Genomic DNA, 15,349 nt, shown 5'->3' with positions numbered 1-15,349 from the left:
CATAAATTATGGAAAAGAAACTTCATCGTGACGAGCATCGAAAGGTAATAGGCGGTGTTTGCGCAGGCCTTGCCGAGCATTTCGGCACGGATGTGGCAGTAATCAGGGCTATATTTTTAGTAACCCTTATTTTAAAAGGCTTTAGCTTACCTATATATATAGTACTGTGGATAGTGCTGCCTAAAAAAGGCTTTGACTTTACCCCCGGCGTTGACTACAGGGTGCCTCCCCAGGATAATCCTTTTACAGATGCATCGCAATCGGGGCCATTTTACGACCCGAAATTTGCCAATCGGCCTTTTAATCCTCCGCCATTTGTAAATCCTCCTAAAAAGCAGGCTTCAACAGTTGGGTTAATATTTGGCGTGGCGATGATCTTTTTGGGTTCGATATTCCTGCTTAACGAGCTTGACCTGATGCCCGACTGGGATTTTGAAAGCCTTTGGCCCGTTATGCTGGTAGGCGCTGGTATTGCCCTAATAATTTCGGGCGTAAAAAAACAGCCATGGGAAAAACAAAGCTGGCATGCTAACGAGGTAACCGATGCCCCCAAAACAGAGCCTGTTAAAGAAGAAACAGAAACTAAAGATACACCTCCAACTATATAAATATTATGAGAAGCGATAAACTTGTTCCGGGCGCGATCCTGGTTTTGTTGGGAGTAGTGTTCCTGCTGGATAACTTCCACGTAATAAATTTCGACTGGATGAACCTCCTGTACCTATGGCCTATATTTTTAATAATGGGTGGTATCAGCCTGGTGTTTGCAGGTAACCGGTCGCCATTGGCTACTATCCTTAAGCTGGCGGTAGTAATAGGCTGCTTTGCATTGCTGGTATTTGGCAACTTTGGCAAGCGCTATCATTTTTGGCCAAATGCATGGACATTCCATAGCGATGATTATAACAATGACAATGATGACGACGACAGTGATACCACCAACACCGATCAGGGCGTAGTTAAAATAGGTGGCGATAAAACTTTTAAACAGGAGTATAATGCAAATATTAAACATGCCCGCCTTAACATCAGCGGCGGCGGTACCATATATAATTTAAGCGATAGTACTGCCGATTTGTTCAATGCCCAAACGCAGGAACTTTACGGTAAGTATACTTTTAGTCAAAGTAAGGATGATTCAGTATATGTGCTTAACCTTAATTTGAAAAATAATAAAGGCTTTCATTTTGACTCCGACGATCGCAAAAACAATAAGGCTGATATTAAATTAAACACCAATCCGGTATGGGATATTGACGTAACTACAGGTGCAACAGATTTAAATTTTGATCTTTCAAAATTCAAAATAAAAAGCCTATCTTTAAAGGGTGGTGCAGCATCGTTTGATGTGAAGCTTGGCCCCCCCCTTACCAACACAAATGTGGAGGTGTCAACTGGCGCGTCTGAGGTTACTATAAGGGTACCAAAGGGCGTTGCATGCCGTATCACCTCCAATACCGGCCTCTCCTCAAATGAGTTTGAGGGCTTCAGTAAAAAGAGTGATAACGACTACGAAACCGATGGCTTTGATGCCGCAAAAAACAGGATCCTGATCCATATGAGTGGTGGGATCTCTGATTTTAAAGTTAACCGATATTAACCTAAATCCTGAGTAAAACGATACCGGGACATAATACAACAATAATGACTTGCCATCCGCTCCATCAATTTGATGGAGCGTTTTTTTTGCACCATATTGTAATGCTGGTTCAGGGTTTGTCATTTAAGACCAGGGTGGGGTTAAAAAGTGTTAAATTGAAAACCTTTGGTACAAAAAATAAGTTTAATTTACAGCACAAATAATCTACTATGAAATACCGATACCTTGCATTATCCGCATTACTGTTTTTAGCTTGCACCGTAAATGCCCAAACCGTTGTAAAAGGCACTGTTTTTGAGTTTGGTAAAAACAATAAAATGGGGGATGTTTTTGTGCGCGATAACCAGAACCGGCAGATGACCATTACCGACAGCAAAGGTAATTTCAGTATCCGTACCGAAACAGGGCATACACTTATTTTCAGTTCTCCGGGTTATGTATCGGATACCTTATATGTTACCGATTTTACCAACAAAAAAATAGAATTAGTTGCTCAAACCATAGCTTTAAGGCAGGTTAACATCAACGCCAAACGCGAAACTTTTGATGCTCATAAAGAATATCCCGAGGTATACACCCGGAGTAAAATTTATCCCCTATCCCCAACCTCATGGTTTAGCAAGGAGGCGAAAGATGCCCGTCGCTTAAAAAAATACTTTAAGCACGAAGAAGAGGAGCGCCATGTAGACGAAGTGTTTACCATGAACTATGTGCAAAGCATTATTCCGCTGCGTGGCCGGGAGCTTGAAAATTTCATGACGCTTTACAGGCCTTCATACGCGTTCATCAAAAGTAACAGTGGTCCATCGCTGGCGGTTTATATCAATGATTCGTACAAGAAGTATCTGGCACTGCCGGCTGATAAACGTACGCTGCCTGATTTGAAAGAGTAAATTCAGTTTGCAGTTTTCAGTGGGCAGTTGGCATGGCTAATCGGCCCAAACACTGATATCGTTAGTAATGATCTTTTGGTAGAGCAGTTCTATCTGGCTTTTCAGGATCCGGTCTTCCGATAGTGGGGGCAGATTGTTGATGTCAAAATACTGCACGTCCAGCACATCAAAGCCTTTATTAATTTCTGTGGTTATGGCTTTACAGTAGAAAACCATTTTATACACATAAAAAGGCTGTGGCGGATGCGCGTGCATTTTTTTATCAAATACAGCCAGCAGCCTGTCGGCGGTAACCTGCAAGCCGGTTTCTTCCCAAAACTCTTTTACAATGGTTTCCTTAGGTGTATAACCTATATCGCCCCATCCACCCGGTAACGACCATTTTCCATCCCCGCTCTCCCGGGCCAGCAAGATCTTATTATCCGGCGATAGCAGGATGCCGCGTAAATCAACTTTGGCAGTAGGGTAATCCGTTGCCTGTGGAAATAGCAGGTTGATAGTCTCCGCACCATAGCGGCTTACCTCATCAAACATTTGAGTGCTCAGGTGTTGCAACTCCCGGTAGCGCTCAATGTCATATTCGTTTTTGGCGTATAGCAGACCGGTATCAGCAACAGAACGTAATTGGGTTATGAGGGAAAGCAGGTTGGTGTTGGGCATAATAGAATAGGTGTGTTTTTTTGGAAGCCAAAAGGGGGGCATGCTGAGTACATCGAAACATGGTGGGCGGCCTCTGCGTACATCCTTCGACAGGTTCAGGATGAGAGGCTCTCCACGAAATCCGAAATCGAAAATCCCAATTCCGAAATTTAAATTATCCTCTGCCTAACAGCTCATCAAGCTTATTGCGTTCGGTTTGGAGTTCGCGGGCAAGTTTCTTTTCTTTTTCGTTGGCTTTGGCTTTATAGGCTTTATATTCTTCGTCAAGCTCTTCATAAAGCTTGATACGGTATTTAGCCTCGCGGCTGTGACTGCCAGAGCGGGCTATCACGATAACGGCTACCACCCCAAAAACAATAACCAAGCCCCACATTACCAGGTTGTACGTTGCTTTGGTGAAGGGAATCCCCAGCAGGCTGATCTCGTCGCGTTTGGCGTTTGATTCGTTGAGGGCTTGTTCCTTATTGCTTGCGTCAGATTTAAGGCTTTCAACATTTTTACCCTGTTCGGCAAGTTTGGCCCGGGCCTCTTTAAGCTGGCGGCGCTCGGTGTTTAGGGTATCCTTCATGTTTTTCCACAGGGCGGCAACCAGCGGCTGCTGATAGTGGTATAGTTTGCTGAGCAGGTATTTGTACTGGCCATTAAGGCTTTTATCTTTTTGCAGGGCCGAATCGGCAGCAGCACTGATTTTGGGCAGGGTATAAGCAGATTTAGCCGGTTGCTGCGACGTTGCAGCCGGATTTTTAAGCGCTGCCGGGCTCGATCTTACAATGGGCGGAATAGCATTGGGCTTTAAGGTAGCGGTTTTTTTCCTGGTGCTGTCCTGTGCAAAAGTTGCCGCAACACTGCCCGTTATCATCGCTATTAAAACCGTTATCGTAAGTAGTAAATGCTTGTTCATCAAATGTAAAATTAGGTATATGCTATTAACAAAACAGGATGTTTACGGTTTTTATTATATGCACCCTGCGTTTTTGAGGCTAAAATAAGCTTTCGTACGTAATTAACCTACTCATAGTTATATTAGCGGCATGAATATAGGTATTATTGGGTTAGGCGACATGGGCCGCCTGTACGCAAAGGCTTTCGCAAAGGCCGGTTACACCGTTTCGGGCTGCGACCTGCCGGCCAATCGTGAAAAGCTTGAAGAAGAGCTTACGCCCCACGGCATCACCGTTATGGATCACGGCAGCGATGTTGCCCGCATCAACGACCTGATCGTCTATTCGGTTGAGGCCGATAGCATGGAGCGTGTGGTTGCCGAGTATGGCCCTTCAACCAAGTACGGCGCTATAGTGGCCGGGCAAACTTCGGTCAAATCCCCGGAGATTGCCACCTTTGAAAAGCACCTGCCTGCCGATGCTCAGATAGTTACCTTTCATGGGATGCACGGCCCGGGATTTGAACCCGCCGGGCAAACGCTCATCCTGATCCCGCACCGCTCAACGCCCGATGCCTACCAGCGCATGTACGACCTGTTTACGGCCATCGGCAGCAATATAGTTGAAATTGCCGACTACCACGAGCACGACCGCATCGTAGCCGATACCCAGGCCGTTACCCACGTTGGTTTTGAGAGCATGGGCACCGCCTGGAAATCGGCCGGGTTTTTCCCCTGGGAAAACGCTTCATATATTGGGGGGATAGATAATGTGAAGATCCTGACCACCCTCCGCATCTTCAGCTATAAGGCCCACGTTTACGCCGGGTTGGCCATCCTCAACCCCTATGCCCGCCAGCAGGTGAAGCGATATGCCGAATCGGAGTCGGAGTTGTTTAAGCTGATGATCAAGGAAGAAGCCGATGCGTTTAAGCAGCGCCTTTACCGCGCGCGCGACTTTGTTTTTCACGAGAGCCGTAAGCCCATTATGCTTAATGATACGGTGATGAAGGAGTTTTCGCTCTCGCAGCATGCCGATCATCAAAAGCCAAACTCGCACCTCAGTATTTTAAGTATGGTTGATGCCTGGTACCATCTTGGGGTTAATCCGTATGACAACCTCATTTGCCAAACCCCGCCCTTTCGCCTGCGTTTGGGCATTGCCGAATACCTGTTCAAGAATGAAGAGCTGCTGGAAGAATCACTGGAAACAGCCCTGTACGATAAAACCATCCGCGGGGATGACCTGGAATTTCACTCGGCGGTGAGGGAATGGTCGGCTATTATTGGATATGGGGATATGGAGGGGTATAAGAAACACTTTAACGATACGCAGGCATTCTTTAGTCACCGGCTTGAAGAGGGTAAAGCCCAGAGCGCGGAGCTGATCCGCAGGTTGATGATGGAGTAGTTTTGATTTGGGATGTCGGACTTTCGATGTCGGATTTGGGATTGATTGGCAGGTGTTCAATTTTTTAAGGTGTGAACACTTGTTGTTTTTTGTAATTTGATTGTTGTTGATAATCAGTTGTTTATAAAGTCTGTAAAATCATCTATTCGCTGTTTTGAACAGGTTGATATTGATAATCAATGGGTTGTAATTTTGGCTCGTAAAATGTTGAACACCCTGTTTTTGAAAAATTGAACACTGACAGGATGGTGTCAGTACTTGATTGTATCTATCTCCGTTAATAAATAGCTACATTTGTTGCCTAAACCAATCATAAATTATATATGCACAATTTTTATCCGGTAAAGGCAATTTTAAACCTCGTTGTTATATCCGTTTTTTCAATTTTGCTCATCTCCTGTTCAAAATCGCAACCCAAGCCACCCATTAATCCCGAATTGCCGGTTACCATAACAGCATTTGCCCCTGCAAAAGGCTTACCCAATACCGTTGTAACTATAATAGGAACAAACTTTAACACTACTATAGCTAACAACACGGTTACGTTTAACGGTGTTGCCGCCAAAATTAATTCGGTAACAGCAACTCAAATCGTAGCAACGGTACCTGCAACTGCAGCTACCGGTAAAATAGAATTACTTAGTAACGGAAAAAAGGCGGCGTCGGCTACAGGTTTTACTGTTAGAACAGGAGCAATGACTGATTTTGCATCTCTTGGAGCTATAAATATTGATCAAATTAAGTTTGATGGCACAGGACGTATGTTTGGTGCCGACGGTACTAACGTGTATGAAATAAAACCGGGTGTGCAAGAGATATATTACACTAATACTTCTGTGAGTAATTTCACCGGTTTCGCTGCCGACGTACAGGGCAATTTATACATACCAGTTGCAGGCACGATATTGAAAGTATCGCCCGGAAAAAATGTATTTGTTTTAGCTGGTAGTGCTACCAGTACAGGATTAGCAGAGGGTGCTGGAGCCGTTGCAAAATTAGGTTCTCAGTCAATTGATTTACCTATTGATGCGGCAGGAAATTTGTATTATCTAAGCAGTGGCGGTTGTGTGTTTAAGGTCACTCCCGCAGGAGTTGCTACAATTATTGCAGGTGGTAAAACCGGAGAGCAGGGATATGTTGACGGGAAAGGAAGTGCTGCGAGGTTTGGTGTTATGACCAGAGGAACTGCCGATCCAACAGGTAATGTTTATATAGTTGATGCCGATCATTTCCGAATCCGTAAAATTACTCCCGAGGGCGAAGTTAGTACTGTTATAGGTAATGGAGCATTTGGCCTTACCGATGACGAGGGAACAAATGCACAAATATTCGGTCCTCAATCATTGGTATCAGACGCAGAAGGTAATATATTTTTTAGCGATGCTGATTTTGAAAACCATCTCTACAGGATAAGGATGCTCAATAAATTAGGCCAGGTGATAACCCTTATTTCTGGTAATACAACAAATGGCATTGTTAACGGCGCTCTTGGAACAGCCACTACCAACCGTCCTTTGGGGCTTGCCTTTGATTCTACCGGAAATCTTTATATAGTAAACTCCGGGGTACACAAAATAAGCAAGGTCACCTTTAATTAGGCTGGAGTGAAACGGTTGGTTTTATATAATTGCAATTAAGTAGCCTGAACGGCAGTTCATCAGTAGTTATTCAATAAATAGAGGTAATGTTATGGACAAAACGTGCGTGCTGGTAATTGAGCCTAATGTTTTTAAAATTTATTCGCTGTAATTTAAAGTATAGCATCAGCTTGCCACGCTTGCCGCTCGCGCAAGCTGACGCTATGAAGTAAGCAGTATTAAATTAAGTCCTTACTGCGCCGTTGACATTGTTTTGCTTGCCGTGGCTGTATTTATCCAGTTTAGCAACCGCTCCTGGATGTATTGTGTCCATGCCGGTGCGCAGGCGTGATAACATTCAAATCCTGGTACCAGGCCAACATGTGTAAACACAATTTTTGTAGCATCGCCCTCTGCAAAAATTTCAAAGCAAAGTTTGGTGCCGGTCCATTCGGTTTGGTTTTGCGCAAAGGTGAGCTTGCTATCGGTAACCAGCCAGGCTATTTTCTTGTTGGGGACCAATTCAACAAGTTTTTGTTTGGTGTAGTGCGCCCCGTCGCCGGCAAAGAATGAAAACTCGTCGCCAAGTTTTTCCGACTCGCCTTCAAATATTTCCGAATGCAAGCCTGACCACCATCCCCGGACATTTTTTAACGCATCAAAAACTTCTTCAGGGCTTTGGTTTACTAATAAGGTTGTTGTGAAATCTGTAGTTGTCATTTTTTTGATCTTTAAGTTGAATAATTCATTATTTAACAGGCCTTGTTAAAATGGGTAACTTTAAAGTTACGTAAATGTATAGGTAACTTTTGAGTTACGCAATTTTTTCTGAAAATTTTTTATCTCCTCATTTTGAGGGTTTAGGCGTGTGTCGCAGCACCGCTACCGCAAGTGTTTGATAAATCAGAACAATTTTTTGCCTGTAATTTTTCGTTCAGTATATTTAAAACTTATTGATCACAACCTGAACTTTACATGCGCCAGTTCAAAGCTAAGTTTAAGTACATTTTTTTACCCTTTGTTTTTATAGGTCTTTGCACCATAATTATTTATACCTTTTTGCATTGGCTGCTGCTTATCAGGTTTAATGTTTTTACGCTGAAAGATAAAGACGCCGATTTTCTTATTCCCGGTATTGTAGGTCTCGTTTTGCCACAGCTTTTACTTTTTCCTAAGTTGAGGCAATTAAAGGCATATAAAGCAACCAGTCGTGATCCAATAACTATTTTGTTAATGGTAGGCGGTTTTACATTTGCTGTACCTATCTGTATCGCACAAAATTATCTTGAATCAGCTACCGGTAAGCTAACCCGTTTGGATAGCATAAGCGAGGTACATTATTTGCCGGCGACTAAGTACTATACCGTTAAACAGAAGTATCCTAACAAGTATATGGCCCGCTTTAAGGTTATCCTTTCAGTTAGTGGTAAAAATAACGTAGATTTTAATATGGATGCTTATGCCGCGGTGCCGGTTTTTGACCGTGTTTTTCCCGATACCAGCAAGATAGCTGCTATGCGAAAAAGGGTAAACCCTAAAACACTGGTGATCATTAATGATACGCTGCGCAATATGTTGTTTTTAAAAAAATTACCTGCCGACTCGATAATGATGATGCGTTATGTCAATCCTACTATGGTGATGCCTAAATACGGGGAGGCCGGTAAGTACGGCGCGTTAGCGGTTGTAACCCGGAGTTATAAATTTAAGATAAAGCCTATAATCCCGAAAATAGAGCCTGCCGCGTGGTTTGTTTTTAAATACCACAAAACTATCAGCAATAGTTTATCCACGAGTGAAAAGAATTCCTATTTCAGTCAGTTTGCAAAAGATTGCGACACTGCTTTCAAATACAAGCCGTTAAACAAATTCATATACCTGGCCCGCTTACCTAATGACAATGAGGTAGCCAACTACGAGGCAGCCATAAACTCGCGTGATGATGTTGCTGAAGGAGAGCAAACAATGCTTTCGCCTGTTTATGAGTCGTTTGAAAAACGGAATGGCAATAAGCTTGCATGGATTGGCGGCTCATTTATCATCGGAGCAATGCTGTTTTTACTCCTGCTTGGGTTATTCAGAATTAAAGGTTTGGATAATTTTGAGGAGGGGATGTTTGAAAAATGGGCGAAAGACGTGATGGATAGGAGTTGAGTTCATGGAAATGATTTTCGACGAAAACAATGGTTTCATATTAGCTTGATTATCTAAACGCGAGCCACAAGTGAGGGTACTTAACGCGATAATTGGGGGAGATAAATTTGCAGATTAAGAGATTGTCATGCTGCACCAGAGGTGCAAAAGGTTTGTAGAAATAAATTCAAATAGGCTCCTGGTGCCATAGGTACACAACTCCGGTGTTCCGTACCTCTGGCACGGTTGTTTTCGGTATCTATGTTACTACAAACCTGTTCCCCCTCTGGGGGATCTTCCTTAACTTTAACTTAATGACATTGCACTTGGTAGCGACGAATCGTCTTAATCACCTGCTGATTGAAAAACAATAAATGAAGATTCTACACTAATTTTTACGTATTAATCGAATTACACGAATTGAATCAATTTAAGATTCGTGTAATTCGATTAATTGTGGAGAGCTTGCAAAGCATTTGTGTAAAAATTTTTCAGTATAAGATCAGTAAAACAGATCGAATTATTTTAAACGCGATTTCCCCGCAACCCTGCTACTTTTCCATCCATTCCCGCCTATAATACCTTATATTAGTATAGGTTTTCATAACCAGCCAATTATAGCCCTTATTTAAAAAAGCCGAACATGAAAAAGGTATCGCTGTTATTTGTGTTCCCTGTGGTGTTGTTCGCTACCTATTTGTTTGCGTTCCAGGGAAAAAAAATTAAAGTATCGGGCAAAACAAAACCGGTAATCCCGGTAATGTGCGGATCGGGTATAGTACAGGATGCAGATACGGCACGGAACGGCAAATTTATACAGCGCTTACCCGGCTGGGGGCATCACAGCTATGCCATTGCTGCCCGTAATGACAGCGCCCGGTTTTACTTTAACCAGGGCTTAACCATGTATTACAGCTATCACATGAAGGAGGCATTCGCGTCGTTCAAAGAAGCGTCGCGCTTTGACCCCTCGGCTGCCATGGCTTACTGGGGGCAGGCTTTAAGCCTGGGCCCTTACTATAACGCAGGCGGACCTTATGTTGCTCCTGCCGGTTTGCCTGCTGTTTTGAAACAAATGAACGCCGTTGCCGGCAGCGCTCCCGAAAAAGAAAAAGCGTTGATAGCGGCGATGAACCTTCGTTACCCGCAGGAGGGCACCAACGCAAGTGATAATGAAGCTTATGCACAGGATCTGAAGAAACTGATGCAGGCTTACCCAACCGATGCCGACCTTAAAATGCTGTATATCGACGCGGTAATGCTCATTCACCCCTGGGATTTTTGGGCGCCCGACGGTACCGATAAACCCTGGACAGCCGAACTGGTTACCTTGTGTAAAGGCGTTTTAAATACCAATCCGGAGCACCCGGCGGCGCTGCATTATTATATCCATTTAACCGAGGCTTCGCGTAACCCCGGCGCCGCGCTGGCCAATGCAGGGGCTTTAAAAAGGTTGTTCCCCGGTATCGGGCATATGGTGCATATGGCCAGTCATGTTTATCAGCGCAATGGTTTGTATTTTCAGGGTGTTGACGTTAATGAAAAAGCAGCCAAATGTATTGTTAATTATGCCGCCCTGGCGCCCAATTTAAAGCTCACAAAAATAAACTCTCACTTTTACGCTGTCGAAACACTTTGTGCCTTTAACGGGGCTATGTACGAGCGGGGGATGGAAGCGGCCCAACGCTGCCGCAATGCGGTAAAACCTTCGGCAGGTGATACTTATTCGCAATATCTGTACATGATGCCGGTATTTACCATGATGCGCCTTGGCAAATGGCACGAACTGCTCAAAGACAGCGTTGGCCCCAATCGCGACTGGGCCTATGCGCGGGTGTTATACCATTTTGCCCGCGGAATGGCATTTCTGTATACGGGCGGGCAGGATTCGGCCGTGGCCCAGCTTGCTTTATTGCGTGGCAGGCTTGATGATGCCTCTTTAAAACAGCGGCATATTCCTTTTAATATCGCGCTGGATGGCGCCACGGTTGCCGAAAATATATTGGATGGTGCTATTTTGCTTGGCCGCAATAAGTTTGATGATGGTATGGCGGCATTAAAAAAAGCAGTGCAGACAGAAGATAACATGATTTACTCGGAACCTGCTGAGTGGCCTATCCCGGCACGGCAGTTCCTGGGGGCCTACCTGCTCAAAACCGATTATAACCCGCAGGCCGAAAAAGTTTTCCGCGAAGACCTGGAACGTAACCCGGGTAACGGCTGGTCGATGCTGGGCATGTACCAAAGTTTAAAGGCGCAAAACCGTACGGAAAAGCTACCCTATTACAAGGCGGGCTTCATGCGCTCGTTTTCGCATGCCGATGAGGTGCCTGCGAGCTCGGTGGTTATGAATTGATGAAAGTGGGGGTACAGGCTACAAGGCTATTAAGCTAAGAGATTGATGGGCCGCACCAGGGGTGCAAAAGGTTGAAAAAGCGGGGTAACGCGCGATTCCCCTCTTGAGTTTAAGTTTACCCACAAAATCAATAGTCAAATTGGGTAATCTTTATAAGTTGAACCCCTCTGGGGTTCAGGTAATGGGTGTGACGTTATTTTCTACAAACCTTTTCCCCCTCCGGGGGATTTTTACTATTTAATAATCATGTATTAATTGCTCAAGGACAGGTGAACCAGAGGTGCAAAAGGGTTGTAGCTCGTAAAGTTAAAGAATATCTTTTGCCCCAGAGGGCCAAAACACAACGCCTTGCTGTTTAAGAAACAAGTTTTGTGGGTAAACTTAAACCTCTTGAGAGAGCCTGTCCAGAAATTAATTCGGGAGGCGGATGGGGGGCTACTTTGATAAGTCTACCGTAGAAACACACCCCTGCTACCGCTCATTTCTCAGCGCCCTGCTCTCAAGAGGGGATTTTTAAAGTCTTTTGTTCAATCGATTACTTAAGTTAACGACAGCCCCCTGGGGAATAATGGCATTGGGCTGCGCAAACGCCTGATGAATTAAGTGGTAAGGATAACGGTTAGATAAGCTTTCATTTTACACGTTTATGCTATCTTTTTTAATTACCTCCAAAGGAATATCCCCCATCCAGGCTGCCACCTCCGAAAATGAGCTCCAGTACGAGCCCAGGATGCGCCCTGTACCGGCAAGTACAAACAGGTCGACTACAGCGGCCTGGATGCCGGTAACTGTTTGGCGGCTCAGGTCTTTAAGGGGGCTGATGATCCTGTTGCCAAATGTTAGCTTCAATTCAAGTTCAACATTAATATCATCTGTTGCAAGGAAAAAGCGGGTTGTATCGTCGATATCCAGGAGTTCCTTCATCCGGACGATAAACAGCTCCAGCGGACTGTTAGCAATTGACAAGATGTTATCTGTCCGTCTAACCTGTACACCCACTGCAGTTGGGCCCAGTGTATGTAACAGTTCAATAATTTTAAGGTTAAGCGAGGCAATGGGTTTAAAAAGTTTAAACTCGTCAATGCTATCGGTAAAGCGCTGGCAGGTTTTGATGTAGACGCGTTTATGATGGCGCACGGTTTCATAAACATCGGTAAGCTGGTGGTCTGCATCGGTAATGCAGATATCAACCCTGGCTACCAGGTTTTTAAGTTTGGCCTTGTACCGGCTTTTATTATCGGGCTGAACGGTACGCGTTACGAAATCAAATACCCGCTTTTTGGGGATAATGGTAAAATCGGCAATTGGCTCAAGCAACAGGTGATAGGGGCAGTTAAGCTCTTGCGTTTCGGTCCAGATTACGCACAGCCGGGTATTAAGCTTGTGTTTAAGCCAGATGCCATTGGCAATAACCCGTAGCCTGTTGGCCAGTCCCCCCTGTGGTTCTAAGTAGATCATACCTGTTTTTCGGGTATAAGTATAAGGAATAAATGGGGGAGGATAAAGGACTAAATTAAGTGTGCATGTACTTTACTAAACAGAAGCATGCAAAATGCGCCATTTATAAGGAATTAAACAGCCCATGGGTAAATCATCATTAGCCCTTTTACGTTTTTAAAATCACCGACATTACGTGAGATTAAGGTAAGTCCAAGTGATTTGGCAGTGGCAGCTATAATCGCGTCGGGAGTTTTTATCTTATATGCCTTTTTAAATTGAATAGTTTGGTCTATGATTTCATCCGATAATGGAATCATTATACTGGCATCAATAAATTCATTTAATAATGCTTCAGTTTCAGGTGGGTTTTGTAACCTAATACTTCAATTTTTACAATTACTGAAACAACAGGGGTTTCATTAATTACATCATTCATCCAAAGCATACCTCTTTCAGGTAAATTCCGGTCATTAATTTTAGTTACTGAATCATTTTGAAAGGTAATTAATGTGCATTTATTACACCAAATGCACCATGCTAATTGATTCTGTAACTTCTGATGATCTTTAAAAATTTCCTCAACATCTCCGGTTTTACGCCGCCAATTGGATGATGCGGTAACATGCCACCCAAAAAGGCTCTGAAAAGTCGAAAAATCAAAGCGGCTAATGCTTAGCCAAATACCTTTCAAACATATGTTAAAACGCGGATGCAAAAATTATAAAAAAATAACTTACTAACTATTTGATAATTAATACAAAGTTTCTATCTTTGCCGTCCCTTTCGGGGGAGAAATATGCCTTGAACGAAGCCCTACTGCTTCGATGGGCACAAAAACAATTAAAAAAATGTCAGGAATTATTGGTAAAAAAGTAGGAATGACCAGCATTTTCGACGAAACAGGGAAAAACATTCCCTGCACAGTAATCGAAGCTGGCCCTTGCGTGGTAACACAAGTTAAGTCTGTGGATACAGACGGATACGCTGCTGTTCAGTTAGCGTATGGCGACAAAAAGGAAAAAAACACTTCTGCCCCTCTAAAAGGACACTTCCAGAAAGCCGGTAGCGCTCCAAAGCGTAAACTGGTTGAATTCAAAACTTTCGAAGATCAAAAAGCATTAGGCGACACCGTTACTGTCGACATTTTTGCTGCGGGAGATTTTGTTGACGTGGTAGGTACCTCAAAAGGTAAGGGTTTTCAGGGTGTGGTAAAACGTCATGGTTTTGGCGGCGTGGGTATGCAAACTCACGGTCAGCACAACCGTTTACGTGCGCCAGGTTCTTTGGGTGCGTCATCATGGCCATCACGTGTATTTAAAGGTATGCGCATGGCAGGTCAAACCGGAAACGCCCGTGTTAAAATACAAAACCTTGAAGTAGTTAAGGTTTTCGCGGAGCAGAATCTGTTAGTAGTTAAAGGTTCCATCCCTGGAGCTAAGGGTTCATTTGTAATAGTGGATAAATAAGATGGAAGTTAACGTATTAAACGTATCAGGTAAAGAAACAGGTGCCAAGGTGCAGCTTCCTGAGTCGATCTTCGGTATTGAGCCAAATGATCACGCTATCTATCTTGACGTTAAGCAATATCTTGCTAACCAACGTCAGGGTACACACAAATCAAAACAGCGTAATGAGATTGCAGGTTCAACCCGCAAGCTATATAAGCAAAAAGGTACAGGCGGTGCCCGTGCTGGTGGTATTAAATCACCATTATTTAACGGTGGTGGCCGTGTATTCGGTCCGCAACCACGCGATTACAGCTTCAAATTAAACAAAAAGCTTAAATCACTGGCCCGTAACTCTGCTTTATCATACAAAGCAAAGGATAACAACATTTTAGTGTTAGAAGACTTTAATTTTGATAGCATCAAAACTAAAAACTACATTAAATTGGAGGCCGATTTGAATGTTACTAATGATAAAACATTATTAGTAGTAGCAGGCGCTGAAAATAACAACGTTTATTTATCAAGCAGGAACCTGAAGAAAAGCAAAGTAATTTCAGTTGAGCAGCTTAACACTTATGATGTGTTAAACGCAGGCAAGCTGTTGTTAACTACAGGTGCTGTTAAAACTTTGGAGGAAGCATTAGCTAAGTAATTATGGAAATTTTAAAACAACCCCTACTTACTGAAAAAGTTACTCAGTTAACTGACAAGCTTAACCGTTATGCTTTCAAAGTTGATCACAGGGCTAACAAAATTCAGATCAAGAGTGCCATTGAGGCAATGTACGGTGTAAACGTTACGGCGGTAAACACCATGAAATACGTCGGCAAACTTAAAACTCGCAATACTAAGGCAGGCGCCGTTCAGGGCCGTTCAGCTACTTACAAAAAAGCGATCATTACGTTAAAGGACGGAGAAGTAATTGATTTTTACAGCAATATATAATTATAG

Annotated in this window: 16 protein-coding genes; 10 read left to right on the top strand and 6 right to left on the bottom strand. The window is 43.6% G+C overall.

Features of this window, described 5'->3' with window-relative positions:
• The first annotated feature begins 8 nt into the window (after positions 1-8).
• The 3 genes from MusilaSJ_RS11295 to MusilaSJ_RS11285 all read left to right on the top strand — a co-directional run bounded on the left by MusilaSJ_RS11295 (position 9) and on the right by MusilaSJ_RS11285 (position 2,493).
• Positions 9-608 carry a PspC domain-containing protein gene (locus MusilaSJ_RS11295; protein ID WP_274990038.1) on the top strand — a complete coding sequence of 200 codons (600 nt, stop codon included), beginning with the start codon at positions 9-11 and terminating at the stop codon, positions 606-608.
• Between the two features lie 5 nt (positions 609-613).
• Positions 614-1,600 (top strand): toast rack family protein, encoded by a 987-nt coding sequence (locus MusilaSJ_RS11290; protein WP_274990037.1) that lies wholly within the window; start codon positions 614-616, stop codon positions 1,598-1,600.
• A gap of 209 nt (positions 1,601-1,809) precedes the next feature.
• Positions 1,810-2,493 carry a carboxypeptidase-like regulatory domain-containing protein gene (locus tag MusilaSJ_RS11285; RefSeq protein ID WP_274990036.1) on the top strand — a complete coding sequence of 228 codons (684 nt, stop codon included), beginning with the start codon at positions 1,810-1,812 and terminating at the stop codon, positions 2,491-2,493.
• A 36-nt stretch (positions 2,494-2,529) separates the two neighbouring features.
• Here MusilaSJ_RS11285 and MusilaSJ_RS11280 read toward each other — a convergent pair whose 3' ends face one another.
• Positions 2,530-3,153 (bottom strand): NUDIX hydrolase, encoded by a 624-nt coding sequence (locus MusilaSJ_RS11280; RefSeq protein WP_274990035.1) that lies wholly within the window; start codon positions 3,151-3,153, stop codon positions 2,530-2,532.
• Positions 3,154-3,307: 154 nt separating this feature from the next.
• Positions 3,308-4,054 (bottom strand): hypothetical protein, encoded by a 747-nt coding sequence (locus MusilaSJ_RS11275; protein ID WP_274990034.1) that lies wholly within the window; start codon positions 4,052-4,054, stop codon positions 3,308-3,310.
• 130 nt (positions 4,055-4,184) lie between these two features.
• Between MusilaSJ_RS11275 and MusilaSJ_RS11270 the strand changes: the two genes are divergently transcribed.
• Positions 4,185-5,444 carry a prephenate dehydrogenase gene (locus MusilaSJ_RS11270; RefSeq protein WP_274990033.1) on the top strand — a complete coding sequence of 420 codons (1,260 nt, stop codon included), beginning with the start codon at positions 4,185-4,187 and terminating at the stop codon, positions 5,442-5,444.
• A 323-nt stretch (positions 5,445-5,767) separates the two neighbouring features.
• Complete coding sequence (locus MusilaSJ_RS11265) at positions 5,768-7,042, top strand: IPT/TIG domain-containing protein (RefSeq protein WP_274990032.1); 1,275 nt, start codon at positions 5,768-5,770, stop codon at positions 7,040-7,042.
• Between the two features lie 231 nt (positions 7,043-7,273).
• Here the strand turns inward: MusilaSJ_RS11265 and MusilaSJ_RS11260 are convergent, their stop codons facing one another.
• Positions 7,274-7,741, bottom strand: coding sequence for an SRPBCC family protein (locus tag MusilaSJ_RS11260; RefSeq protein WP_274990031.1), 468 nt, complete (start codon positions 7,739-7,741; stop codon positions 7,274-7,276).
• A 255-nt stretch (positions 7,742-7,996) separates the two neighbouring features.
• On the opposite strand from MusilaSJ_RS11260, the gene MusilaSJ_RS11255 reads away from it, so the two are divergent.
• Both MusilaSJ_RS11255 and MusilaSJ_RS11250 read left to right on the top strand, forming a co-directional pair.
• Complete coding sequence (locus MusilaSJ_RS11255) at positions 7,997-9,175, top strand: hypothetical protein (protein ID WP_274990030.1); 1,179 nt, start codon at positions 7,997-7,999, stop codon at positions 9,173-9,175.
• 622 nt (positions 9,176-9,797) lie between these two features.
• Entirely contained in the window at positions 9,798-11,510 is a 1,713-nt protein-coding gene (locus MusilaSJ_RS11250; RefSeq protein WP_274990029.1) for a tetratricopeptide repeat protein, read from the top strand.
• A 636-nt stretch (positions 11,511-12,146) separates the two neighbouring features.
• On the opposite strand, the gene MusilaSJ_RS11245 is transcribed toward MusilaSJ_RS11250, so the two are convergent.
• From MusilaSJ_RS11245 to MusilaSJ_RS11240, 3 genes are all read right to left on the bottom strand, one after another.
• Positions 12,147-12,968, bottom strand: a complete 822-nt coding sequence (locus tag MusilaSJ_RS11245) for an O-fucosyltransferase family protein (protein ID WP_274990028.1) — start codon at positions 12,966-12,968, stop codon at positions 12,147-12,149.
• Between the two features lie 113 nt (positions 12,969-13,081).
• On the bottom strand, positions 13,082-13,282 hold the full coding sequence (locus MusilaSJ_RS28085) for a PIN domain-containing protein (RefSeq protein WP_446725144.1): 201 nt from the start codon (positions 13,280-13,282) through the stop codon (positions 13,082-13,084).
• An 8-nt stretch (positions 13,283-13,290) separates the two neighbouring features.
• Positions 13,291-13,641 carry a PIN domain-containing protein gene (locus MusilaSJ_RS11240; RefSeq protein ID WP_274990027.1) on the bottom strand — a complete coding sequence of 117 codons (351 nt, stop codon included), beginning with the start codon at positions 13,639-13,641 and terminating at the stop codon, positions 13,291-13,293.
• Between the two features lie 157 nt (positions 13,642-13,798).
• On the opposite strand from MusilaSJ_RS11240, the gene rplC reads away from it, so the two are divergent.
• Genes rplC through rplW form a run of 3 tightly spaced genes read left to right on the top strand, consistent with a single transcriptional unit; the run spans position 13,799 to position 15,343 of the window.
• Positions 13,799-14,416, top strand: coding sequence for a 50S ribosomal protein L3 (gene rplC / locus MusilaSJ_RS11235; RefSeq protein ID WP_090529696.1), 618 nt, complete (start codon positions 13,799-13,801; stop codon positions 14,414-14,416).
• A 1-nt stretch (position 14,417) separates the two neighbouring features.
• Positions 14,418-15,050 (top strand): 50S ribosomal protein L4, encoded by a 633-nt coding sequence (gene rplD / locus MusilaSJ_RS11230; RefSeq protein WP_274990026.1) that lies wholly within the window; start codon positions 14,418-14,420, stop codon positions 15,048-15,050.
• A 2-nt stretch (positions 15,051-15,052) separates the two neighbouring features.
• Positions 15,053-15,343 (top strand): 50S ribosomal protein L23, encoded by a 291-nt coding sequence (gene rplW / locus MusilaSJ_RS11225; protein WP_090529282.1) that lies wholly within the window; start codon positions 15,053-15,055, stop codon positions 15,341-15,343.
• Positions 15,344-15,349: the final 6 nt, after the last annotated feature.

Source organism: Mucilaginibacter sp. SJ, from assembly GCF_028993635.1.
GTDB lineage: Bacteria > Bacteroidota > Bacteroidia > Sphingobacteriales > Sphingobacteriaceae > Mucilaginibacter.
The sequence above is the reverse complement of the archived record's forward strand: the minus strand, read 5'-3'. Positions and strand labels throughout refer to the sequence as shown.